At 72.9% G+C, this 17,328-nt stretch carries 19 protein-coding genes; 3 read left to right on the top strand and 16 right to left on the bottom strand.

Annotated features, from left to right (window positions below):
- Positions 1–11: 11 nt before the first annotated feature.
- The 10 genes from OXR63_RS09275 to OXR63_RS09320 form a co-directional block, all read right to left on the bottom strand.
- Positions 12–1,433 (bottom strand): AMP-binding protein, encoded by a 1,422-nt coding sequence (locus OXR63_RS09275; protein WP_267422205.1) that lies wholly within the window; start codon positions 1,431–1,433, stop codon positions 12–14.
- A complete protein-coding gene (locus tag OXR63_RS09280; RefSeq protein WP_267422206.1) occupies positions 1,433–2,578 on the bottom strand; it encodes an MSMEG_0565 family glycosyltransferase in 1,146 nt (381 codons plus the stop codon). Before OXR63_RS09280 ends, OXR63_RS09275 begins: the two co-directional genes overlap by 1 nt.
- 13 nt (positions 2,579–2,591) lie before the next feature.
- Positions 2,592–4,031 carry an MSMEG_0567/sll0787 family protein gene (locus tag OXR63_RS09285; protein ID WP_267422207.1) on the bottom strand — a complete coding sequence of 480 codons (1,440 nt, stop codon included), beginning with the start codon at positions 4,029–4,031 and terminating at the stop codon, positions 2,592–2,594.
- A gap of 1 nt (position 4,032) precedes the next feature.
- Positions 4,033–5,106, bottom strand: a complete 1,074-nt coding sequence (locus tag OXR63_RS09290) for an MSMEG_0568 family radical SAM protein (RefSeq protein WP_267422209.1) — start codon at positions 5,104–5,106, stop codon at positions 4,033–4,035.
- Between the two features lie 3 nt (positions 5,107–5,109).
- On the bottom strand, positions 5,110–5,658 hold the full coding sequence (locus OXR63_RS09295; protein ID WP_267422211.1) for an MSMEG_0572/Sll0783 family nitrogen starvation response protein: 549 nt from the start codon (positions 5,656–5,658) through the stop codon (positions 5,110–5,112).
- Positions 5,659–5,861: 203 nt separating this feature from the next.
- Positions 5,862–6,710, bottom strand: coding sequence for a carbon-nitrogen hydrolase family protein (locus OXR63_RS09300; RefSeq protein WP_267422213.1), 849 nt, complete (start codon positions 6,708–6,710; stop codon positions 5,862–5,864).
- A 25-nt stretch (positions 6,711–6,735) separates the two neighbouring features.
- Positions 6,736–8,031: an MSMEG_0569 family flavin-dependent oxidoreductase gene (locus tag OXR63_RS09305; protein WP_267422214.1), complete on the bottom strand. Its 1,296-nt coding sequence runs from the start codon at positions 8,029–8,031 to the stop codon at positions 6,736–6,738.
- On the bottom strand, positions 8,028–8,327 hold the full coding sequence (locus tag OXR63_RS09310; protein WP_267422215.1) for an MSMEG_0570 family nitrogen starvation response protein: 300 nt from the start codon (positions 8,325–8,327) through the stop codon (positions 8,028–8,030). Before OXR63_RS09310 ends, OXR63_RS09305 begins: the two co-directional genes overlap by 4 nt.
- The gene (locus OXR63_RS09315) at positions 8,320–9,225 is read right to left on the bottom strand and encodes a carbon-nitrogen hydrolase family protein (protein ID WP_267422217.1); all 906 of its coding nucleotides are present in this window, start codon (positions 9,223–9,225) and stop codon (positions 8,320–8,322) included. Before OXR63_RS09315 ends, OXR63_RS09310 begins: the two co-directional genes overlap by 8 nt.
- Before the next feature lie 148 nt (positions 9,226–9,373).
- The gene (locus OXR63_RS09320) at positions 9,374–10,243 is read right to left on the bottom strand and encodes an alpha/beta fold hydrolase (protein WP_267422218.1); all 870 of its coding nucleotides are present in this window, start codon (positions 10,241–10,243) and stop codon (positions 9,374–9,376) included.
- An 83-nt stretch (positions 10,244–10,326) separates the two neighbouring features.
- Here OXR63_RS09320 and OXR63_RS09325 point away from each other — a divergent pair, with 83 nt between their 5' ends.
- Entirely contained in the window at positions 10,327–11,025 is a 699-nt protein-coding gene (locus OXR63_RS09325) for an HAD family hydrolase (RefSeq protein WP_267422220.1), read from the top strand.
- Between the two features lie 22 nt (positions 11,026–11,047).
- On the opposite strand, the gene OXR63_RS09330 is transcribed toward OXR63_RS09325, so the two are convergent.
- The gene (locus OXR63_RS09330) at positions 11,048–11,401 is read right to left on the bottom strand and encodes an ArsR/SmtB family transcription factor (protein WP_267422221.1); all 354 of its coding nucleotides are present in this window, start codon (positions 11,399–11,401) and stop codon (positions 11,048–11,050) included.
- 78 nt (positions 11,402–11,479) lie between these two features.
- Here OXR63_RS09330 and OXR63_RS09335 point away from each other — a divergent pair, with 78 nt between their 5' ends.
- Positions 11,480–11,896 (top strand): arsenate reductase ArsC, encoded by a 417-nt coding sequence (locus tag OXR63_RS09335; RefSeq protein ID WP_267422222.1) that lies wholly within the window; start codon positions 11,480–11,482, stop codon positions 11,894–11,896.
- A 65-nt stretch (positions 11,897–11,961) separates the two neighbouring features.
- Positions 11,962–13,176 (top strand): MFS transporter, encoded by a 1,215-nt coding sequence (locus OXR63_RS09340; protein WP_267422223.1) that lies wholly within the window; start codon positions 11,962–11,964, stop codon positions 13,174–13,176.
- 40 nt (positions 13,177–13,216) lie between these two features.
- On the opposite strand, the gene OXR63_RS09345 is transcribed toward OXR63_RS09340, so the two are convergent.
- Genes OXR63_RS09345 through phnL form a run of 5 tightly spaced genes read right to left on the bottom strand, consistent with a single transcriptional unit; the run spans position 13,217 to position 17,328 of the window.
- Positions 13,217–14,101, bottom strand: a complete 885-nt coding sequence (locus tag OXR63_RS09345) for an oxidoreductase (RefSeq protein ID WP_267422224.1) — start codon at positions 14,099–14,101, stop codon at positions 13,217–13,219.
- Positions 14,098–14,688 (bottom strand): phosphonate metabolism protein/1,5-bisphosphokinase (PRPP-forming) PhnN, encoded by a 591-nt coding sequence (phnN, locus tag OXR63_RS09350; RefSeq protein ID WP_267422225.1) that lies wholly within the window; start codon positions 14,686–14,688, stop codon positions 14,098–14,100. Before phnN ends, OXR63_RS09345 begins: the two co-directional genes overlap by 4 nt.
- Complete coding sequence (locus OXR63_RS09355; RefSeq protein WP_267422226.1) at positions 14,685–15,860, bottom strand: alpha-D-ribose 1-methylphosphonate 5-triphosphate diphosphatase; 1,176 nt, start codon at positions 15,858–15,860, stop codon at positions 14,685–14,687. Before OXR63_RS09355 ends, phnN begins: the two co-directional genes overlap by 4 nt.
- The gene (locus tag OXR63_RS09360) at positions 15,857–16,606 is read right to left on the bottom strand and encodes a DUF1045 domain-containing protein (RefSeq protein ID WP_267422227.1); all 750 of its coding nucleotides are present in this window, start codon (positions 16,604–16,606) and stop codon (positions 15,857–15,859) included. Before OXR63_RS09360 ends, OXR63_RS09355 begins: the two co-directional genes overlap by 4 nt.
- Positions 16,603–17,328, bottom strand: a complete 726-nt coding sequence (gene phnL / locus OXR63_RS09365) for a phosphonate C-P lyase system protein PhnL (protein ID WP_267422228.1) — start codon at positions 17,326–17,328, stop codon at positions 16,603–16,605. The genes OXR63_RS09360 and phnL overlap by 4 nt, the downstream gene beginning before the upstream one ends.

Genomic DNA, 17,328 nt, shown 5'->3' on the forward strand with positions numbered 1-17,328 from the left:
GCGACCGCAGCTCAGCGCCATCGGGAACGGCGGACCTTCCCGGTGTCGTCACGCAGGGGTTCGCGGACGATGACCCATTCGCGTGGCCGCCGCTCGGGGTCCAGGCGCTCGGCGGCCCACCGGCCCAGGTCCGTCTCGTCGAGGTTCCCGTCCCCGATGTCGACGACCGCGCGGACCCGCTCGCCGAGGTCGTCGTCCGGCACCCCGACGACGACGCACGACCGGACGGCGGGGTGGGTCTCGAGCACGGACTCGATCGCGGCCGGCCAGACGTCGACGCCGCCGGAGACGATGCGGTCGTCGGCGCGGTCGGCCAGGTACAGGTAGCCCTCGTCGTCGAGGTGGCCGATGTCGCCGAGCCCGTGCCAGGCGTCGGCGGCAGGTTCCGGTCGCCCGAGGTACCGGTAGGTCGCTGGCCCTGGTCGGGTGAACTCGATGCGCCCGATCTCGCCCGGTCCGGCGAGGGTGTCGTCCGGTCGGAGGATGCGGACGGAGGAGCCGCCGGCCGCCCGCCCGACGGAGCCCGGCCGCTCGACCCACTCCCCGCCGGTGATCATCGTCAGTCCGTTCGACTCGGTGCCGGAGTACACCTCGACGACCCGGTCGGGGCCGAGCCACTCGATCCACGCGCGCTTCACGTGCGGCGGGCAGGTGGACCCGATGTGCAGGACCGACTCGAGCGAGGACACGTCGGCGCTCGCCAGCTGGTCCGGGCCGAGCGCCGTGATGCGCGACATCATCGTCGGCACGACCATGCCCCACGTGACCCGGTGCCGCTCGACGGCCGCCAGCCAGGCTCCGGCGTCGAAGCGGGGGAGCAGGACCAGTTCGTGCCCGGTCATCAGGCCGCGCATCGCGTAGACGAAGGGCGCCGCGTGGTGCAGCGGACCGGCGACGAGCTGCGTCGCGTGCCGGGGGACGAACGCGGCGACCCGGCCCTCCCGGTCGACGTGGGCCGAGGCCGCCGCGACGACGACCTTGGGGGTGCCGGTGCTCCCGCTGGAGGTCGGCGCCTTCCAGGACCGCGCGGCGGCGTCCGGGAGCACGGCGACGTCCCCGGCCCCGGAACCACAGCCGGTGAGGGGCATCGACCGGTGCCGCGCCATCGGCTGATCGGTCAGGACCAGTGCCGGTCGGACGAGGTCCAGCACGGCGTCGCGGTCGTGCGGCGGCAGTCGGGGTGACAGCGGCTGGGGCGTCGCACCGGCCTTCCACGCCGCGACGGTGGCGACCACGGTGTCCACGCTGTTGGACCCGATGACCGTCACGAACGCGTCGGGCGTGACCCCGGCCTCCAGGAGGAGCCAGGCCAACCGGTTCGACCGTTCCTCGAGCGCTCGTCGGTCCAGCCGGGTGACGCCGTCGTCGACGGCGAGCCGGTCCGGGTCCTCCGCCGCGAGCGCGGTGAAGGCCCGCGAGATCGAGACGCGCATCAGGCGGGGACCGCGTCGGACCGGACCCGGCCGATCGGTGCACCGCCGGAGCGGTCGAGGAGCCGACCGTACAGCTCGACGTGCGCGGCTGCGGCGGCGGTCCACGAGTAGCTCGATGCGAGCGCTCGTCCCGACAGTGGGTCGACCGGGTCGCGCAGCGCGGACTCGAGCGCGTCGGCGATGCCGTCGATGTCCGCGGCGAAGGCGACGGTGTCGCCGAACACCTCGCGGAGGACGGGGAGGTCCCGCGCGACGACCGGGACGCCGGCGGCGAGTGCCTCCATGGCCGCCAGGCCGAAGCCCTCCTTGGTGGAGACGAAGGAGAAGGCGGCTGCGCCGGCGACCAGGGCCGGGAGGCTCGGGTCGTCGACGACGCCGAGTTCCGTGACCGGGACCCCGCGGTCCCGGACCACGGCGTCGAACTCGGCGCGGTAGGGCCGGTAGTCGAACAGGGTCTCGCCGCCGGCGAGGACGAGCGTGACGTCGTCGTGGCCGCGGGTCCGGAGGAGGTCGTAGGCGCGGAGCAGGTCGATGGTGCCCTTGCGCGGTTCGATGCCGCCGACGGCGAGGACGTACCGGCCGAGACGGTCGGTCCACGCTGCCCGGGCTGCCACGGCCGCGGGGGTGCCGGCGGCGGCATCGGTGAACCGGGCGGCGTCGACGCCGTTCGGGATGACGGTGGCCGACCGGTCGTAGGACGCCGTGACCTCGTCGGCGACCGATCGGGACACGCAGACCAGGGCGGCCGGTTCGCGGACGGCCCGGTCGTGGCAGGCGACGAGCTGCGCGGTCGTGAACGTGTCGAGGTGGTGGACGGTGCGGACGGCGCCCGCGCAGGCGTTCGACGAGATGCAGTCCTGCGCGTGGACGACGTCGAAGCCGGACAGGTCGAGTCCGGTACGGAGCGCCTCGATCGACCGGACGATGCGTTCCCCGACGGTCTCGTCGGGGGATGCGTCGGGGAACGGGACGACCTGCATGGTCACCCTCCGGTCGACGGCACGGAAGAACACCTCGTCCCCGCCTCGGCCGAGCGTGCCGACGGTCACGTCGTGGCCGGACGCGGCGAGGGCCTCGGCGAGCGCGAGCGTGTGGACCACCCCGCCGCGGGGCTTCGTGGAGTAGGTGAGCAGGGCGATGCGCATCGGCGGCGCGCGGTCAGCCGGCGAGGGCGGTGCTCGCGGTGGTCCCCGTGGCGGGTCCGAGCCCGGTGACCGAGCCGGTGACCGCGACGGTCTCCTCACCGTCGGGCCACCGCAGCCGGACGCCGGGGGTGGCGGTGAGTTCGCCGCACTCGGCGGTGACGGCGGCGGCCGAGCGCATCCGTCCGGCGCCGGGGTCGTCGGCGGTGAGCATGGCGAACCCGGGGAAGCAGCCGAGCCAGTCGGCGGTGGTGGCGAGCCGCGGGGTCGGGACGTCGGCCACGTCGAGGACCGCACCGCAGCCGGATGCCTCGGCGAGCATGCCCGCGGTCCCGACGATGCCGGCCATGCTGACGTCCTTCGCCGCCGCGGGTCGTGCGCGGGCGACTGTCTCGGCGAGGTCGCGGAGCGCTGCCCGGTCGCGGCCCTCGGTGCTGTTCCACTGCGCACCGCGGTGTCCGGTGCGCCATCCTCCGGTCAGGTCGGCGGTGAGCGTCAGACGCTGTCCGGCCCGTCCGCCGCCACCCGGCACCGGGTCGGTGGTGCGGCCGAGCGCGGTGACCGACAGCGCCGCGGGGACGCCGAGCTGGGTGTGGCCGCCGATGATCGGGACGCCCCACGCGTCGGCTGCCCGGCGGAGTCCGCGGACGACCCGGGCGACGAAGGACGCGTCGCGGCCGGCGACGGCGTCGAGGAGTGCCGTGGGGGTCGCGCCCATGGCGGAGAGGTCGTTGACGTTGACGAGGACGCCGCACCACCCGGCCCACTCGGGGTCGCGTTCGACCATGCTCGGCAGGATCGCGTCGCAGGCCGCCACCACGTCGGTCCCGCTGACCGGGGCGCCGTCGTCGCCGACCCACCCCTGGCCGCCCGGCCGGTCGTCGCCGAAGAGCCCGGCGAGGTGTGCCTTGGTGGTGTCGACGAGCCGCTGGTACCGGTCGATGGGCCAGCGCATCCGGAGGTGCGGCACACCGCCGATGACGTCGGTGCCGGTGACCTGCCAGCCGATCCGTCGGAACAGCACGGCCGCGTGCTCCTGCACGACGGCGTCGAAGCGGAGGACCCCGCGCTGTTCCGCGAGGGCGCAGGCCGCTCGCACCAGGGCGGGCCCGATCCCGGAGGCGTTGCGGGCGGTCGGCGCGACGACGAGCCGGCTGCCGGTCCACCATCCCGTGTCCCGGATCGTGGCGGGCGCGATGCGGACGCCGCCGAGCACCGTCCCGCTGCCGTCGGTGGCGCGCGCGACGAGCACCACCGTGCGGTGGTCGTCGTCGAGGTCGTCGTGGTCGGTGCCCGCGAAGAGGCCCTGCTCACCGACGAAGGCGTCGCGACGCAGCCGGCGGTGCTCGGCGACCTCGCGGCCGTCCGCGATGCCGACCACCCAGGCGGGGTCGGCGGTCGGACCCGGTCGGACCTGTGCGGGACCCGTCAGGGCGGGGACGTCGAAGACCGGCACGTCAGGCCCCCGTCGTGCTGAGGACCGAGCACGCTCCGCACGCGGCGCAGCCGGCGGCCTGGTCGGCGCCGCGCATCCCGGCGGCGAGGAGGAGGTCGGAGACACGACGGGTGACGTCGTGCATGACGTCGCGCGGCGGGGTGGTCGCGCCGTCGACGTCGACCGCGAGCGTCCCGCGGATCGGACGGAACGGCACGATGAACGGGTAGACGCCCATGTCGATGAGCTCCGCGGCGGACGCGACCAGCTCGTCGGGGTCCTCGCCCATGCCGACGATGAGGTAGGTCGAGACCTGGTTCCAGCCGAAGACCCGGACCGCCTCACGCCAGGCGGCGCGGTACTCGTCGAGCGGGACCCGGGCCTTGCCGGGTGTCCACCGGCGCCGGACGTCGTCGTCCATCGACTCGACGTGGATGCCGATGCTCCGCGCACCCGCCTCGTACAGGTCGGTGATCGTCGACAGGTCGGCCGGCGGCTCGCACTGCACCTGGATGCCGAGTTCGGGAACGCGCTCCTTGATCGCGCGGACGCACCGCGCCAGGTGTGTGGCGCCGCGGTCGCGCCCCTTCGACGTGCCGGTCGTCATCACCATCTGCGTGACGCCGTCGAGCCGGACCGCTGCCTCGGCGACCTCTGCGAGCATCGCCGGTGTCTTCACCGCGATCGTGCTGCCCGCACGCAGGGACTCCTCGATGGAGCAGAAGCGGCAGCGTTCCGCCTCGTCGTACCGCATGCAGGTCTGCACGACGGTCGTCGCGAGGACCTCGGCACCATGCAGACGGGCGATCTGCTCGTACGGGGTGCCGTCGGCCGTCGCCAGGTCGTAGAAGCGCGGGCGTGCGACCGGTTCGACCGACAGACCGAGGTCGGCGCCCTCGAGCAGGAGCTTGCCGTCGGCGACGGTGTACGGGCTCGTGGCGTTGACGGGCAGTGCGGCCTGCAGGCCCTCGAACAGGACGTGGCCGTCGTCCGAGGGTCCGGCGCCGCCCTCTCGGTGGACGGGGGCGGCGACACGGACCCCGAGCAGCGAGAGGGCGACGCGGTGACCGACGGCCCCGTTGTTCGTGATCGTCACGGGTCAGACCATGTACGTGCTGTTGATGATCGCGCCCTTGCGGGCGTAGTGGATGACGGCGTCCTGGACGTCGAGAGGGTGGCACGGGGTCACGCCCGCGATGAGGTCCTCCTCGCGGTTGCCGTGCAGCGCCAGGCCGAACCGGCAGCAGAACACCGTGCCGCCCTCGGCGAGGAAGGTCTCGAGGGCGTTGTTGATGTTGTTCTCGCCCGGGAACCCGTCGGACCCCGTGGTCGGGAAGCCGCGGTTCGCGATGCAGTTCATCGCACCGGGGCCGTAGAAGTACAGGACGCTCGTGAAGCCCTTGCGGAGCGCGCGCGTGGCCTGCAGCACGGCGACGAACGACACCGAGGACTCGTGCGCGATGCCATGGACGAGCTGGAAGTAGTACTGGTCCGGCGTCGCGGTGTAGTCCGGGAAGACCTTCGTCGAGCCGTAGATGTTGCTGCCCTTCGGCAGGGACGGGTGCGCGATCTCGTTCCGGGACTTCTCCGCGTTCTCCGCGACCAGGGTGTCGTAGTCCGGCGTCTCGGCGGTCGTTGCATCGGTCATCGGGTGCTCCCAGGGCTCAGCGTCGGTGGTGCCGCCCGGCGGGTGCTCCTGGCGGTGGTCCAAGTCTGTGTCGAGGCCCGTTTCGGACTGGTTTCACCTGGAACAACGATGCGTTTCGTCGATGACGTTCTGGTTTCTGGCCCTGGTGGTGGCCGGATGACGGCCGGGTGACGCCTCGCCCGCTCGGTGCCGTCGCCCAGCTGTCAGCTCAGCCGGTACGCGCCGGTGACCCGCTGCGCCGCGTGGTCGAGCGACCGCCTGGCCCGGGTGATCGTCGCGTCGACGTCCACCTCGGCGACCGCCATCCCGCCCTTCGCCCAGGTCTTCGCGATGATCTCCCCGCCGGGGTCGACGATCTTCGCCTGCCCGAGGAACCGCAGGTCCCCGAGCACGCCGGTCTGGTTCGAGGAGACGACGAACACCTGGTTCTCCGCCGCGCGCGCGCAGTCGTAGAGGTCGAACAGGTGCGCCTGGCGGTCCGTCCGGATGCGGTCCGAGCGGTCGGTGACGCTGGCCGGCCAGGCGCTGAGGCACGCGATGACCGCTGCTCCGTCGAGCGCCAGGGTCCTGGCGGACTCCGGGAAGGTCTTGTCGAAGTCGATGAGCATCCCGATGCGGCCGACGGGGGTGTCGAAGGCCCGGAAGGAGTCACCCGCGACGTACGCCTCGGACTCGCCGAGGGGGAGGTGCACCTTGCGGTGGGTGCCGAGGACCCCGTCGCCGGTGACGCACACCGCGGTGTTGTACCGGACGGGCACGCCGTCGACGACGCCCCGCTCGGAGATCCCGAACGCGACGGTCATGTCGCCGGCCATCGCGGCGACCGTGCGGACCTCGGGGCCGTCGAGGTCGATCGCCTCGGGGATGCCGTCGGCGGCGGACGCCGGGTGGTGCAGGTCGAGGAGGTAGCCGCCGATCGTGGCGTCGGGCAGCACCAGGAGGTCGACGCCGCGCTCACGGCCCTGCTCGATGATCCCGGGGAGCTTCGCGAGCGTGCGGCTGACGTCCCGCCCGAAGTGCGCGGCGACGGCTGCCATCGTCACGGTGGTCACGGCCCCAGCGTAGGCCGTGGCCGGCTCAGGGCGCTGGCTCGGGGACCGCCGTCCTGACGGGCGGGGTCCCGACGGGCGGGGTCCTGACGGTCCGCGCGATCCCGTCCGCGACGTGCTCGGCGTCCCGCGCGACGGCGTGGAAGCGTCCGGAGCCCCACGTGTGCATCCACGGCAGCCCGATGAACCGGAACCCGGGGACGCTGGTCTCGCCCCGGTCCTGCAGGGGGAGGCCCTCGGGGTCGAGGACGTCGAGCGCGCCGAGCCAGGACCAGTCGGCGCGGAAGCCGATGGCCCAGATGATCGTCGCGACCTCGTCGAGCGGCAGCGCCGACGGCCCGGGCTGCGGCTGCCACACGGGCACGTAGCGGGCCTCGGACGGAGCGTCGATGCCCTCGCGGGCGATGTACGCGTCGATGTCGTCCTTGATGGAGTCGGCGACGGAGTCCGCGTGCGCGAGGTTCGCCGCCAGGCTGTCGTCGAAGCGCACGACGCCGTCCTCGATTCCCGTGGCGCGGCCGTGCAGCCCCATGCCGTCGCGGGCGAAGGCGCGCAGGTCGACGTCCCGTCCACCGTCGCGCCCGGTGACGTAGTGGTTGGTGGACTCCCGCTTTGCGATACCGCGTGTGGCGATCGGGATGTCGTAGACACCCATCTCGGCGAGCCACGTCATGCAGTCCCTGCCACGGTGGAACCGGGCGACCCGCGGCGCCCGACCGACGGCGAGGTGCACCTGGCGGCCCTCGAGGTGCAGGTCCTCGGCGATCTGCGTGCCGGACTGCCCGGTCCCGATGACGAGCACCGGGCCTCCCGGCAGTGCTGCGGCGTTGCGGTACTCGTGTGAGTGGACCTGGTGGACGTGTGCCGGCACCTGGGCGGCCCACGTCGGCACGACGGGGCGGTGGTAGCCGCCCGTCGCCGCCGTCACGGTGTCCGCCGTGATCGTGCCCGCGGACGTGGTGACGACGAACACCCCGTCGGGACGCCGGGTCACGAGCTGCACGGCGACGCCCTCGGCGACCGGCGCGTCGAACGTGTCGGCGTAGCGGCGCACCCAGGCGTGGGTCTCGTCGCGGGTCATGAAGCCGTCCGGGTCGTCACCGTCGTACGGGTACCCCGGCAGGCGGCAGTGCCAGTTCGGGGTGACGAGGGTGAAGGCGTCCCAGCGCCCGTCGCGCCACTCGTGGGCGACCGAGTCCCGCTCGATGACGACGTGGCGCACGCCCGCTTCGACGAGACCGTGGCTGACGGACAGGCCCGCCTGCCCAGCGCCGACGACGACCGCCTCGAAGTGGTCGCCGTCCCGGATCGTGGTCGGGATCACGCGGGTGCCCCTGCGACGGGCGGTTCGAGCGCGGTGACCGTCACGTCCCCGAGCGGGGTCCGAGTGGCGGCCAGGGCGATCGACTCCTGCGTGTGCATCGCGGACGTGCACGCGAAGCCGTACTTCGCGCGGACCCGTTCGCTCGCGATGTCGAGCGCTTCGGTGGCCCGACGGACGAACTCGTCGACCGGGTAGGTCGATCCCGCGTCGAGGAAGTCGTGCATGACGAGGCTCGGTGAGTAGTAGGACGACTCGGTGCCGTCCGGCCAGCGGACCGCGAACTGCATCTCAGGCATGTGCGAGCTCCTGCCAGCCGGTGACGGACGCGCTGTCGGACTCGCTCACCGGGCCGTAGAGGTCCGGCCGACGGTCCCGCAGGTGGAACATCCCGCCGCGCATGCCGCGGAACGTCTCGGCGATGTCGATCTCGGCGACCGCCAGCCCCGACTCCAGGAACGTGTTCGCGAGGACGTTGCCACCGGGGTCGACGACCTTCGCGTTGCCGACGTAGCGGAGCGACCCGAAGGTGCCCGACTGGTTCGACGCCATCCAGAACACCTGGTTGTCGAGCGCCCGTGCGACGTCGAAGGTGTTGTGCCGGTAGGTCCAGCGGTCCTCCTGCAGGTCCTCGGCCGTGGCGGTGCGGGCGGCGGGCCAGGCGGAGAGGCTCACGATGACCTCGGCGCCGTCGAGCGCGAGCATGCGAGCTGCCTCGGGGAACGCCTTGTCGTAGCAGATCTGCAGGCCGACGCGGGCGAGCGGGGTGTCGAAGGCTGCGTAGGAGTCACCCGCGGCGTAGGACATGTGCTCCCCGAGCGGCTGGTGCACCTTGCGGTACGAGCCGTACACCTGGCCGCCGTCGAGGCAGACCGCCGCGTTGTACCGCGTCTCGCCGTCGTCGCCGAGTTCGCAGAACCCGATCGCGACGAGCATGTCGCCGGCGAGCTCCTGCACCCGCCGGATCTCCGGACCGTCGAGCCGCACCGCCGGGGGGAGCGACCGCTTGGTCGTGGCCACGGTGTCGCCGTGGTTCCCGAGCGAGGAGAGGTAGCCACCGATCGAGGCCTCCGGGAACGCCACGAACTGGACGCCCCGTGCTCGGGCCTCCGCGATCGTCTGCTCGATGAGCGCGTAGTTCTGGTCGAGGTCGCGGGTGAAGTTCGCCGAGACCGCCGCGACGGTGATGGGGGACATGCAGCCAGTCTGAGCAGCGGGTGTTACGGATTGGTTTCCGTCGGAATGAGAGATCGTTACGACGGTCCGCCTCCGCCTCCGGCAGTCCGAGCTGACAGCCGGGAGGCCGTGGTGCGGCCAGCCGGGCCGGTCCGCCACCGCGGGTGGCTCAGAGGTACTGCATGATCGCGTCGGCGACCGCGCGCGGGTCCTCGCGCTGCACGAAGTGGCCGACCCCGTCGAGCTCGACCAGGCGACGTCCCGCTGGGAACCACCGGGCGTTCGCGCGGGCCATGGTCGGTGTCTCGCAGCCGTCCTCCAGCCCGATGAGGAACGTGGTCGGGACGGTGATCTCCGGCCAGGTGTCGAGGACGGCCTGGGTCGCCTCGTACCGGGGGCTGCCCGGCGCCTCACCCGTGCCGTGGCGGTAGTAGTGGACGACGAGGTCGGCGAAGTCGTCGGTGTCGACCGATCGGAGGATGTGGTCGAGCGCGTCAGCGGACAGTGGGAGGGACGGCGACCAGTGCTTCCATGCCCACCGAACCAGGTCCTCCGGCGACTGTCGGAAGGCCGCTGCTCCTGTCTCGGTGCAGAGCCAGTAGCGGTACCAGGCTCCGGCGACCTCGTCGAGCGCCGCCTCCCCGTGCAGCAGCGAGGACGGGCCGTACGCCGTGGCGATCGTCACCAGGCCCGAGACGGCTTCGGGTGCCAGCGCGGCCAGGGCGTGCGACGTCCGGGCACCCCAGTCGTGGCCGACCAGGACGACGGGTCCCAGGTCGAGCTCGTGGAGGAGGTCGAGGAGGTCCGTCGCGAGCGCGGCGACCTGCGCCGACCGGGCCTCCGGGTCGACCACGCGGGTCCCCCCGACGCCGCGGAGGAACGGGCGGATGACCCTGAGGCCGCTCGGCAGGGCGGCGACGACGTCGTCCCAGGTGCCCGGGTGGTCGGGGAAGCCGTGCACCAACACGACGGGTGTGCCGGTCCCTGGGCCCTCGTCGAGGTACTCGATCTCGGTGGAACGGGTGTGCACCAGCGGCATGGACGTGCCTTTCGGGTCGCGAGGTGGTGTCCATCATGGCGAACCACGGGTCGGACGGACCAGTCGCGTAGCCTGAGCCGATCATGGACGAGCAGGCGAGCACCTCGGTCATCGCGTTCTTCGACGTGGACAACACGCTCATCCACGGCGCGAGCGTGTTCCACCTCGTGCGGGGCCTGCGGGCCGCCGGACTGATCACCGTGCGCGACATCGTCGGTGCCGTGTGGAAGCAGGCGCGGTTCAAGGTCCGCGGCGAGAACGACCGGCACCTCGCCTCCGCCCGGGTCCGCGGGCTCGAGGTGCTCACGGGCGTCCCGGTCGCCGACATGGCGCGACTCGCCGACCAGGTCTACGACCGTCACACCGAGGCGGCGGTCTGGCCGGAGATGGCGCGCGTGGCGCGGGACCACCTCGAGCAGGGCCACCAGGTGTGGCTCGTGACCGCGTCGCCGGCGTTCCTCGCCGAGGTCATCGCCGAGCGCCTCGGTCTGACCGGTGCGCTCGCCAGCGGCCTCGAGGTGCACGACGGCATCTACACCGGACGCCCCGACGGCGAGTTCCTGCACGGGACGCACAAGGCGGCCGCGGCGCGACGGCTGCTCGACCGGACGGGCGCCGACCCCGCTGCGTGCTGGGCCTACTCGGACTCCCGGCACGACATCCCGCTGCTCTCCCTGGTCGGGCACCCCGTCGTGGTGAACCCGGACCGGCAGCTCGCCGCCCATGCCCGCGCGTCCGGCTGGCCCGTGCTCGACCCGCGTCGGAGCGGTCGACCGGCGTGAGGACGGGCCCAACCCGAGGAGGTCAGGTCACCGGTGTGCTGATGAGCCCGGCGAGCGTCGGGAGTGCGCCGGGCACGAGCGAGAAGTAGGCCCACGTGCCGCGCTTCTCACGGTGCAGGATGCCGGCATCGACGAGGACCTTGAGGTGGTGCGACACGGTCGGCTGTGACAGGCCGAGCGGTTCCTGCAGGTCACAGACGCACGCTTCGGCGCCGTCGTGAGCGGCGACCATCGAGATGAGCCGCAGTCGGGCCGGGTCAGCGATCGCCTTGAGGGACTTCGCGAGGACCTCGGCGGACGCCTGGTCCATCGCCTCCGTGGTGACGGGCGAGCAGCACGCAGGGACGTCCTGGAGGGGGAGCAGCTCGATCGTCACGCGCCCAGCATCCCATGGACTTCGACGAGCGTCTATATTTACGTTCATCGATGTTTCGGTGTCCTCGAAAGGCCCACCATGAGCGACAAGCCCACGATCCTGTTCGTCTGCGTGCACAACGCCGGACGCTCCCAGATGGCCGCCGGGTACGCCCTGGCCCTCGGCGGTGACCGCGTCGAGGTCCTCTCGGCCGGCAGCGAGCCGAAGGACCAGATCAACCCGATCGCGATCCAGGCGATGGCTGAAGACGGCATCGACATCACCGGCAACCAGCCGAAGGTCCTCACCACCGACGCCGTCCGCGACGCCGACGCCGTGATCACGATGGGCTGCGGCGACGCGTGTCCGGTCTTCCCCGGCAAGCGGTACGAGGACTGGGACCTCACCGACCCCGCCGGCCGCAGCCTGGACGACGTCCGCCCCATCCGCGACGACGTCAAGCACCGCGTCCAGACGCTCCTCGCCGAGCTGCTGCCCGGCGGCGCAACCGCGTAGCCGCGGAGGACCACGATCATGACGTCCACGCTCACCGTCCCACCCAGGGCGGGGACGGCCTGCCCGTGACGGAGCGCCACGGCGCCGTCGGTCTGATCGCCGGGCTGAGCATCTCGCAGGTCATCTCGTGGGGTGTGCTCTACTACGCCCTCCCGGCGACGAGCACGAGCATCGCCCGGGACACCGGATGGTCCGTCCCGACCATCACGAGCGCGTTCTCCGTCGGGCTGGTCCTCTCCGCGCTCGCCGGCATCCCGGTCGGCCGCCTCCTGGACCGCACGAACGCGCGTCTCGTGCTCACCTCCGGGACGCTCCTCGGCGCCCTCGGACTGGTCGCCGTGGCACTCGCCCCGTCAATGCCGATGTTCGTCGCGGCCTGGGCGTTGACCGGGGTCGGGCAGTCGGCGTCGCTGTACCAGGCGGCGTTCACCGTGGTCAACAAGACCCTCCCCGCAGCGCGGCGGCGACTCGGCATCACCGTCGTCACCCTCATGGCGGGACTCGCTTCCACCGTGTTCGCTCCACTCGCCGTGGCCCTGACAGCGCAGCTCGACTGGCGACGGGCGTTCCTCGTGCTCGCCGGCGTCCTCGTCGTCACCGTCGCGCCGATCCACCTCGTGCTGCTCCCGGCGCGATGGCCCACGACAGCACGGGTGACGACTGCGAGCACGGATCCTCGACAGGCTCGTGAGATCGCCCGGTCGGCGCCGTTCCGACGTCTGCAAGCCGGAGTCACGCTCGTCACACTGGGGCTCTACGCGGTCACCGTCAACCTCGTCCCGATCCTCACGGACGCCGGGCACGGTGCCGCGCTCGCCGCGACCGCGTTCGGCCTCGTCGGGGTCGGACAGGTCCTCGGCCGCGTGCTGTTCACCTTCGGCCCTGCCGCTCGCGGGCCCGGTCAGGACATCGCCGTCGGACTCGCAGCCGTCGCATCGCTGCTCGCCCTCGCGTTCCTCCCGGGGCTGGCCGGCGTCGCGATCACCAGCGCGGTCGTCGCAGGTGCCGCCCGCGGTGCCGTCACGCTCGTGCAGGCCTCGGCGGTCGTCGATCGATGGGGGGCCCAGCACGCCGGGTTCCTCGCCGGGGTCTTCGCGGCCCCGGTCACCATCGCGTCGGCCGTCGCACCCGCGGTCGGAGTCTGGGTGGTGGAGCTCGCCTCGCCACGCACCGCCATCGTGGTCCTCGCCGTCGTCTGCGCCGTGGGGGCCGTGCTCGCCGCGACGGTCCGGCACGAGCGCTCGGCGACCACGACACCCGTCGAGGCCGCGGTGTCCTGACGGCGTGTGCCGCCGAGCTCCGCGGCGTCCCGCGCTGCGACTACCCGGGCCCGTCGCTCGCCGCCGCCAGGAGCGGCACGACGACGTCGGACACCGGCGTCGGGATCCCGTGCACCCGAGCACGGCGCTGCACGACGCCGTTCCTGGCGTCCCACTCGAGCGGGAGCCCGGCGACGCGGTCCGCGAGGATGGACGTCCCGAGGTCGGCGGGCCGCGTCCGGAAGCCGTCGAGGACCGCCTCGACCACGGCGTCGTCGAGCACGGCGCCGTCGGCGCGGGCCACGACCAGGCACTCGCGGAGGTAGGCCGCGGCGAGGCCGGCGACGTCGTCTCGGGTGTACATGCCCGAGCGGCGACCGGTCAGGACCATCAGCCCCGCGACCGCGTTCTGCAGCAGCTTGCGCCACGCCGTGCTGTGGAAGTCCTCGCTCGTCTCGACCGTGCACCACGACCCGTCGAGGGCAGCGGCGGCACGGTCGGACGCCGTCCCGGTGGGGAGGGTGAGCCGTGCGGGTCCACGGAGGAGCACCTCGCCGTCGGGCTGTCGGACCGCGGGGAACCAGACGACCGCGGGGACGACCGTTGCTCCCGGGACGAGCGGCGCGATCGTCTCGACCTGCTCGATGCCGTTCTGCAGCACGCACACGACGGTGTCCGGTCCGCAGGACGCCTGTAGCAGCGGGGTGACGCCGGCCACCTGGGTGGTCTTGACCGCCAGGAACACCAGGTCGAACGGGCCGTCGACGGGGTCGGTGCCCGTCCGGACGGGGCCCGGTACGACGACCCGCTCCGAACCCCTGCGGAAGCGGAGCTCGTCGCGCGCCGACCGCCCGACGACGACCGGGGTGCGACCGGCCTGGTGCAGCGCCGCAGCGATGGTCGTGCCGATCGCGCCGGGCCCGATCACCGCGACCCTCGGGCTCATCGTGGCCGTCCCGAGGCAGTGGACCGTGCCGCGGCATGCGCACGCAGGACGGTGGCGAGCAGTGCCTCGCCACCGACCTCGAGGGGGCCGTCGTTGCGGATCTCCACGTCGACCTGGTGGTCGGGCGCGGGGTCGGGGCGCTGCAGCCGGGCGGTGACCGCGTCGCCGGACTCCCGACGGCGGGACCGGACTCGCTCGGCGCGGACCGCGTCCGGCACGGTCACGCGGACCACGACGAGGCGGTCGTAGCGCTCCGCGAGCTCCTCGAGGACACCGCGGGAGACGTTCACGACGACCGTCCTGCCCGCGCGGACGTCGTCGTCGACCTGCGCGGGGATGCCGTAGCCGAGCCCGTGCGCGTGCCAGTGGACGGCGAACGCGCCCGCTCGTGTCGCAGTGGCGAAGGCGTCCGGACCGAGCGGGTCGTGGTCCTCACCCGGACCGGACGGCCTCGTGACCGTCCGCCGCGGGTACCGCACGGTGTCGGGTGTCCGGTCGTGCGCGTAGGTGATGAGGGCGTCCTTGCCGACGCCACTCGCGCCGACGACGGCGACGAACGCCCCGGGGCCGATCCGGGTCGAGGTCACGAGACGCGTTCCCCGCTGCGGTACACGCCGCGGACGACGGGCATGCTCCGACCGTTGGGACGGCGCTCGTCCGCGGGCAGCGCGTGCGTGGCGACCCGCACCAGGTCCGCGCGCTTGCCGACGGCGATCTCGCCCCGGTCGTCGAGCCCGACCGCGCGTGCCGGGTTCGTGCTGATGAGCCGGGCGCCCTCGGACATGCTGATCACGCCGTCGGCCGCGAGCTGGAACACGGCGTGCAGCGGGCTCGACGGCACGTAGTCCGACGACAGCACGTCGAGGAGGCCCAGGTCGAGCAGCTCCGACGCCGCCACGTTGCCGGACTGGCTGCCGCCACGGACGATGTTCGGCGCACCCATCACGACGTGCAGCCCCTGGTCGACGGCGGCACGCGCGGCCACGACCGTCGTCGGGAACTCCGAGATGTGCACGCCGAGGGCGACGGACTCGGCCACGTGCTCGGGCGTCGCGTCGTCGTGGGCGGCGAGGGTGATGCCGCGTTCGGAGGCCAGGGCGGCGATGGCCCGTCGGTTGCGGTCCGCGTGCAGGGCCGACTGCTCGTGGAGCAGCTGCACGTACTGCTCGAAGTCCGCCTCGCTCACCCGGCGCTTGGCGAGGTAGTAGCGCTTGAAGTCCTCGACGTCGGCGTACTGCCGCTGTCCGGGCGTGTGGTCCATGAGTGAAGCCAACCGCACGAACGGGTCGTCGTCGAACTCGTGGAAGGCGTCGAGGCAGTCGGCGGACGACACCTCGCAGCGCAGGTGCACGGCGTGCTCGGCGCGGAGCAGCCCTGCGCCCATCGCGGACTCGACCGCTCCGGCCAGGCGGTGGGCCGCGGCCGCGGCGCCGTCGCGCCCGTCAGGCTCGGAGCCGATGCGGACCGCGTCGAACACGGTGGTCGCGCCGGCTGCGGAGAGCTGTGCGTCGTGCGCGAGCACGGCGGGCAGCGGGTCCCAGGAGACCCCGGGCCGCGGGCTGAAGTGGTACTCGAGGTGGTCGGTGTGCAGCTCGACGACGCCCGGCATGAGGTGGTCGCCGTCGAGGTCGTGCCCGACGGTCGCCGCCGGGCCGGTCGCGATGTCGGCGATGACGCCGTCGCGGACCAGGACGGAGCCGAGCACGGTCTCGTCGCCGAGCACGACGCGGGTGTTGGTGAAGACGGTCTCGCGGGTCATCGTGGTCCTTCGCTGGCTGGGGATTCGGCGGTACGGGAGGTGAGGGTGGGGTGCAGCCGGTGTGCTGCGTGCAGGACGAACGGGGCGCCGGGCTCGGGTTCGACGAACACCGCGAGGGCGTCCAGCGGGACGTCGTGTCCGAGCACCTCGTCGAACCAGCTGCGGAGCATGCGCTCGACCTCGGGCTGCTGCCCCGGGGGGATGCGGTCGGTGAGTGTCAGGTGGAACCGGAACTCCTCGAGCACGAACGGGTAGCCGTAGGTGTCCAGCAGCTCCTGCTGCCGCTCGGTGAGTGCGGCCGGGTCGCGTCGCGCACGGTCCGGGTCGGAGAGCGGTGCCCGGAACCGGTCGAACCGCATCACCACGTCGTTCGCGATCGCGTCGAGCCGCGGTGCTGAGACGCCGGGGACCAGGGCGAAGAAGCCGTCGATCCGCGCCAGCGTGAGCGCCGGCAGCACCACGAGCGGTCGACGGGCGGCGAACCGGGCCACGGCACCGTCGAGCTCGTCGAGGCTGTGTCCCCGTGCGAGCCGGAACGGGGCCTTGAGCGTCCCGTGGAAGCCGTACCGTCGCGCATCCCGGGTGATCGCGTCGATGGACGACCGGCTGTGCCCGAGTGGCGCCGCGGGCTCGACCGGGTCACCGGCGATGCTCCGCCCGAGCCACTGTTCCGCGAGGGTGCGGAGCCGCGCAGCGCCGGGGTGGACCGACGGTGTCCCCGGTGCGGCGTAGACGGCTGCTCTCATGCGTCGGCCCGCTCGAGTTCCCGGGCCGCGGCCGGCGAGGACACCGCGACGTCGACCACGCGGTCGGCGACCGCGTCCCGGACCGCGGCGTCGTGGAAGATCCCGAGCATCGCGGTGCCGGTGCGCCGCTTCTCGGCGATGAGCTCGACGACGACGTCGCGGTTCCGTGCGTCGAGGGACGCGGTCGGCTCGTCGAGCAGCAGCAGCGGCAGGTCCGCGATGAAGCCGCGCGCGATGTTCACGCGCTGCTGCTCGCCGCCGGAGAAGGTGGCGGGCGGCAGCGACCACAGGCGTTCCGGGATGTGCACCCGGGTGAGCAGCGTGGCGGCCCGGTCACGAGCCTCCAGGCGGTCGACGCCGCGCTCCAGCAGCGGCTCGGCGACCACCTGGATCGCGGGGACGCGGGGGACGCAGCGGAGGAACTGGCTGACGTAGCCCATCGTGTCGCGGCGTGCGGCGATGACCTGTCGTGGGTCGGCGGTGGCGAGGTCCAGGGGCGGGTCGGTGCCGAGCAGGACGCTGCCCCGGTCGACGGCGTAGTTGCCGTAGACCATCTTCAGGACGGAGCTCTTGCCGGCGCCGGACGCGCCCCCGAGGACGACGCACTCGCCGGGGTGCACGTGGAAGCTGAGTCCACGGAGCACCTCGATGCGCTGGCCGCCCTGCAGGTGCATGGTGAAGGTCTTCTCGACCTCGGAGACGGTGAGGATCGGATCGGTCAT

Source organism: Curtobacterium sp. GC_Cur_3, from assembly GCF_026544205.1.
Taxonomy (GTDB): Bacteria; Actinomycetota; Actinomycetes; order Actinomycetales; family Microbacteriaceae; genus Curtobacterium.

Coding starts and splice junctions, on each gene's coding strand:
- OXR63_RS09275 (WP_267422205.1), bottom strand. CDS start 1,433: ATGCGCGTCTCGATCTCGCGGGCCTTCACCGCGCTCGCGGCGGAGGAC.
- OXR63_RS09360 (WP_267422227.1), bottom strand. CDS start 16,606: ATGAGAGCAGCCGTCTACGCCGCACCGGGGACACCGTCGGTCCACCCC.
- OXR63_RS09335 (WP_267422222.1), top strand. CDS start 11,480: ATGAGCGACAAGCCCACGATCCTGTTCGTCTGCGTGCACAACGCCGGA.
- OXR63_RS09325 (WP_267422220.1), top strand. CDS start 10,327: ATGGACGAGCAGGCGAGCACCTCGGTCATCGCGTTCTTCGACGTGGAC.
- phnL (WP_267422228.1), bottom strand. CDS start 17,328: ATGACCGATCCGATCCTCACCGTCTCCGAGGTCGAGAAGACCTTCACC.
- OXR63_RS09295 (WP_267422211.1), bottom strand. CDS start 5,658: ATGACCGATGCAACGACCGCCGAGACGCCGGACTACGACACCCTGGTC.
- OXR63_RS09310 (WP_267422215.1), bottom strand. CDS start 8,327: ATGCCTGAGATGCAGTTCGCGGTCCGCTGGCCGGACGGCACCGAGTCG.
- OXR63_RS09355 (WP_267422226.1), bottom strand. CDS start 15,860: ATGACCCGCGAGACCGTCTTCACCAACACCCGCGTCGTGCTCGGCGAC.
- OXR63_RS09320 (WP_267422218.1), bottom strand. CDS start 10,243: ATGCCGCTGGTGCACACCCGTTCCACCGAGATCGAGTACCTCGACGAG.
- OXR63_RS09315 (WP_267422217.1), bottom strand. CDS start 9,225: ATGTCCCCCATCACCGTCGCGGCGGTCTCGGCGAACTTCACCCGCGAC.
- OXR63_RS09280 (WP_267422206.1), bottom strand. CDS start 2,578: ATGCGCATCGCCCTGCTCACCTACTCCACGAAGCCCCGCGGCGGGGTG.
- OXR63_RS09345 (WP_267422224.1), bottom strand. CDS start 14,101: ATGAGCCCGAGGGTCGCGGTGATCGGGCCCGGCGCGATCGGCACGACC.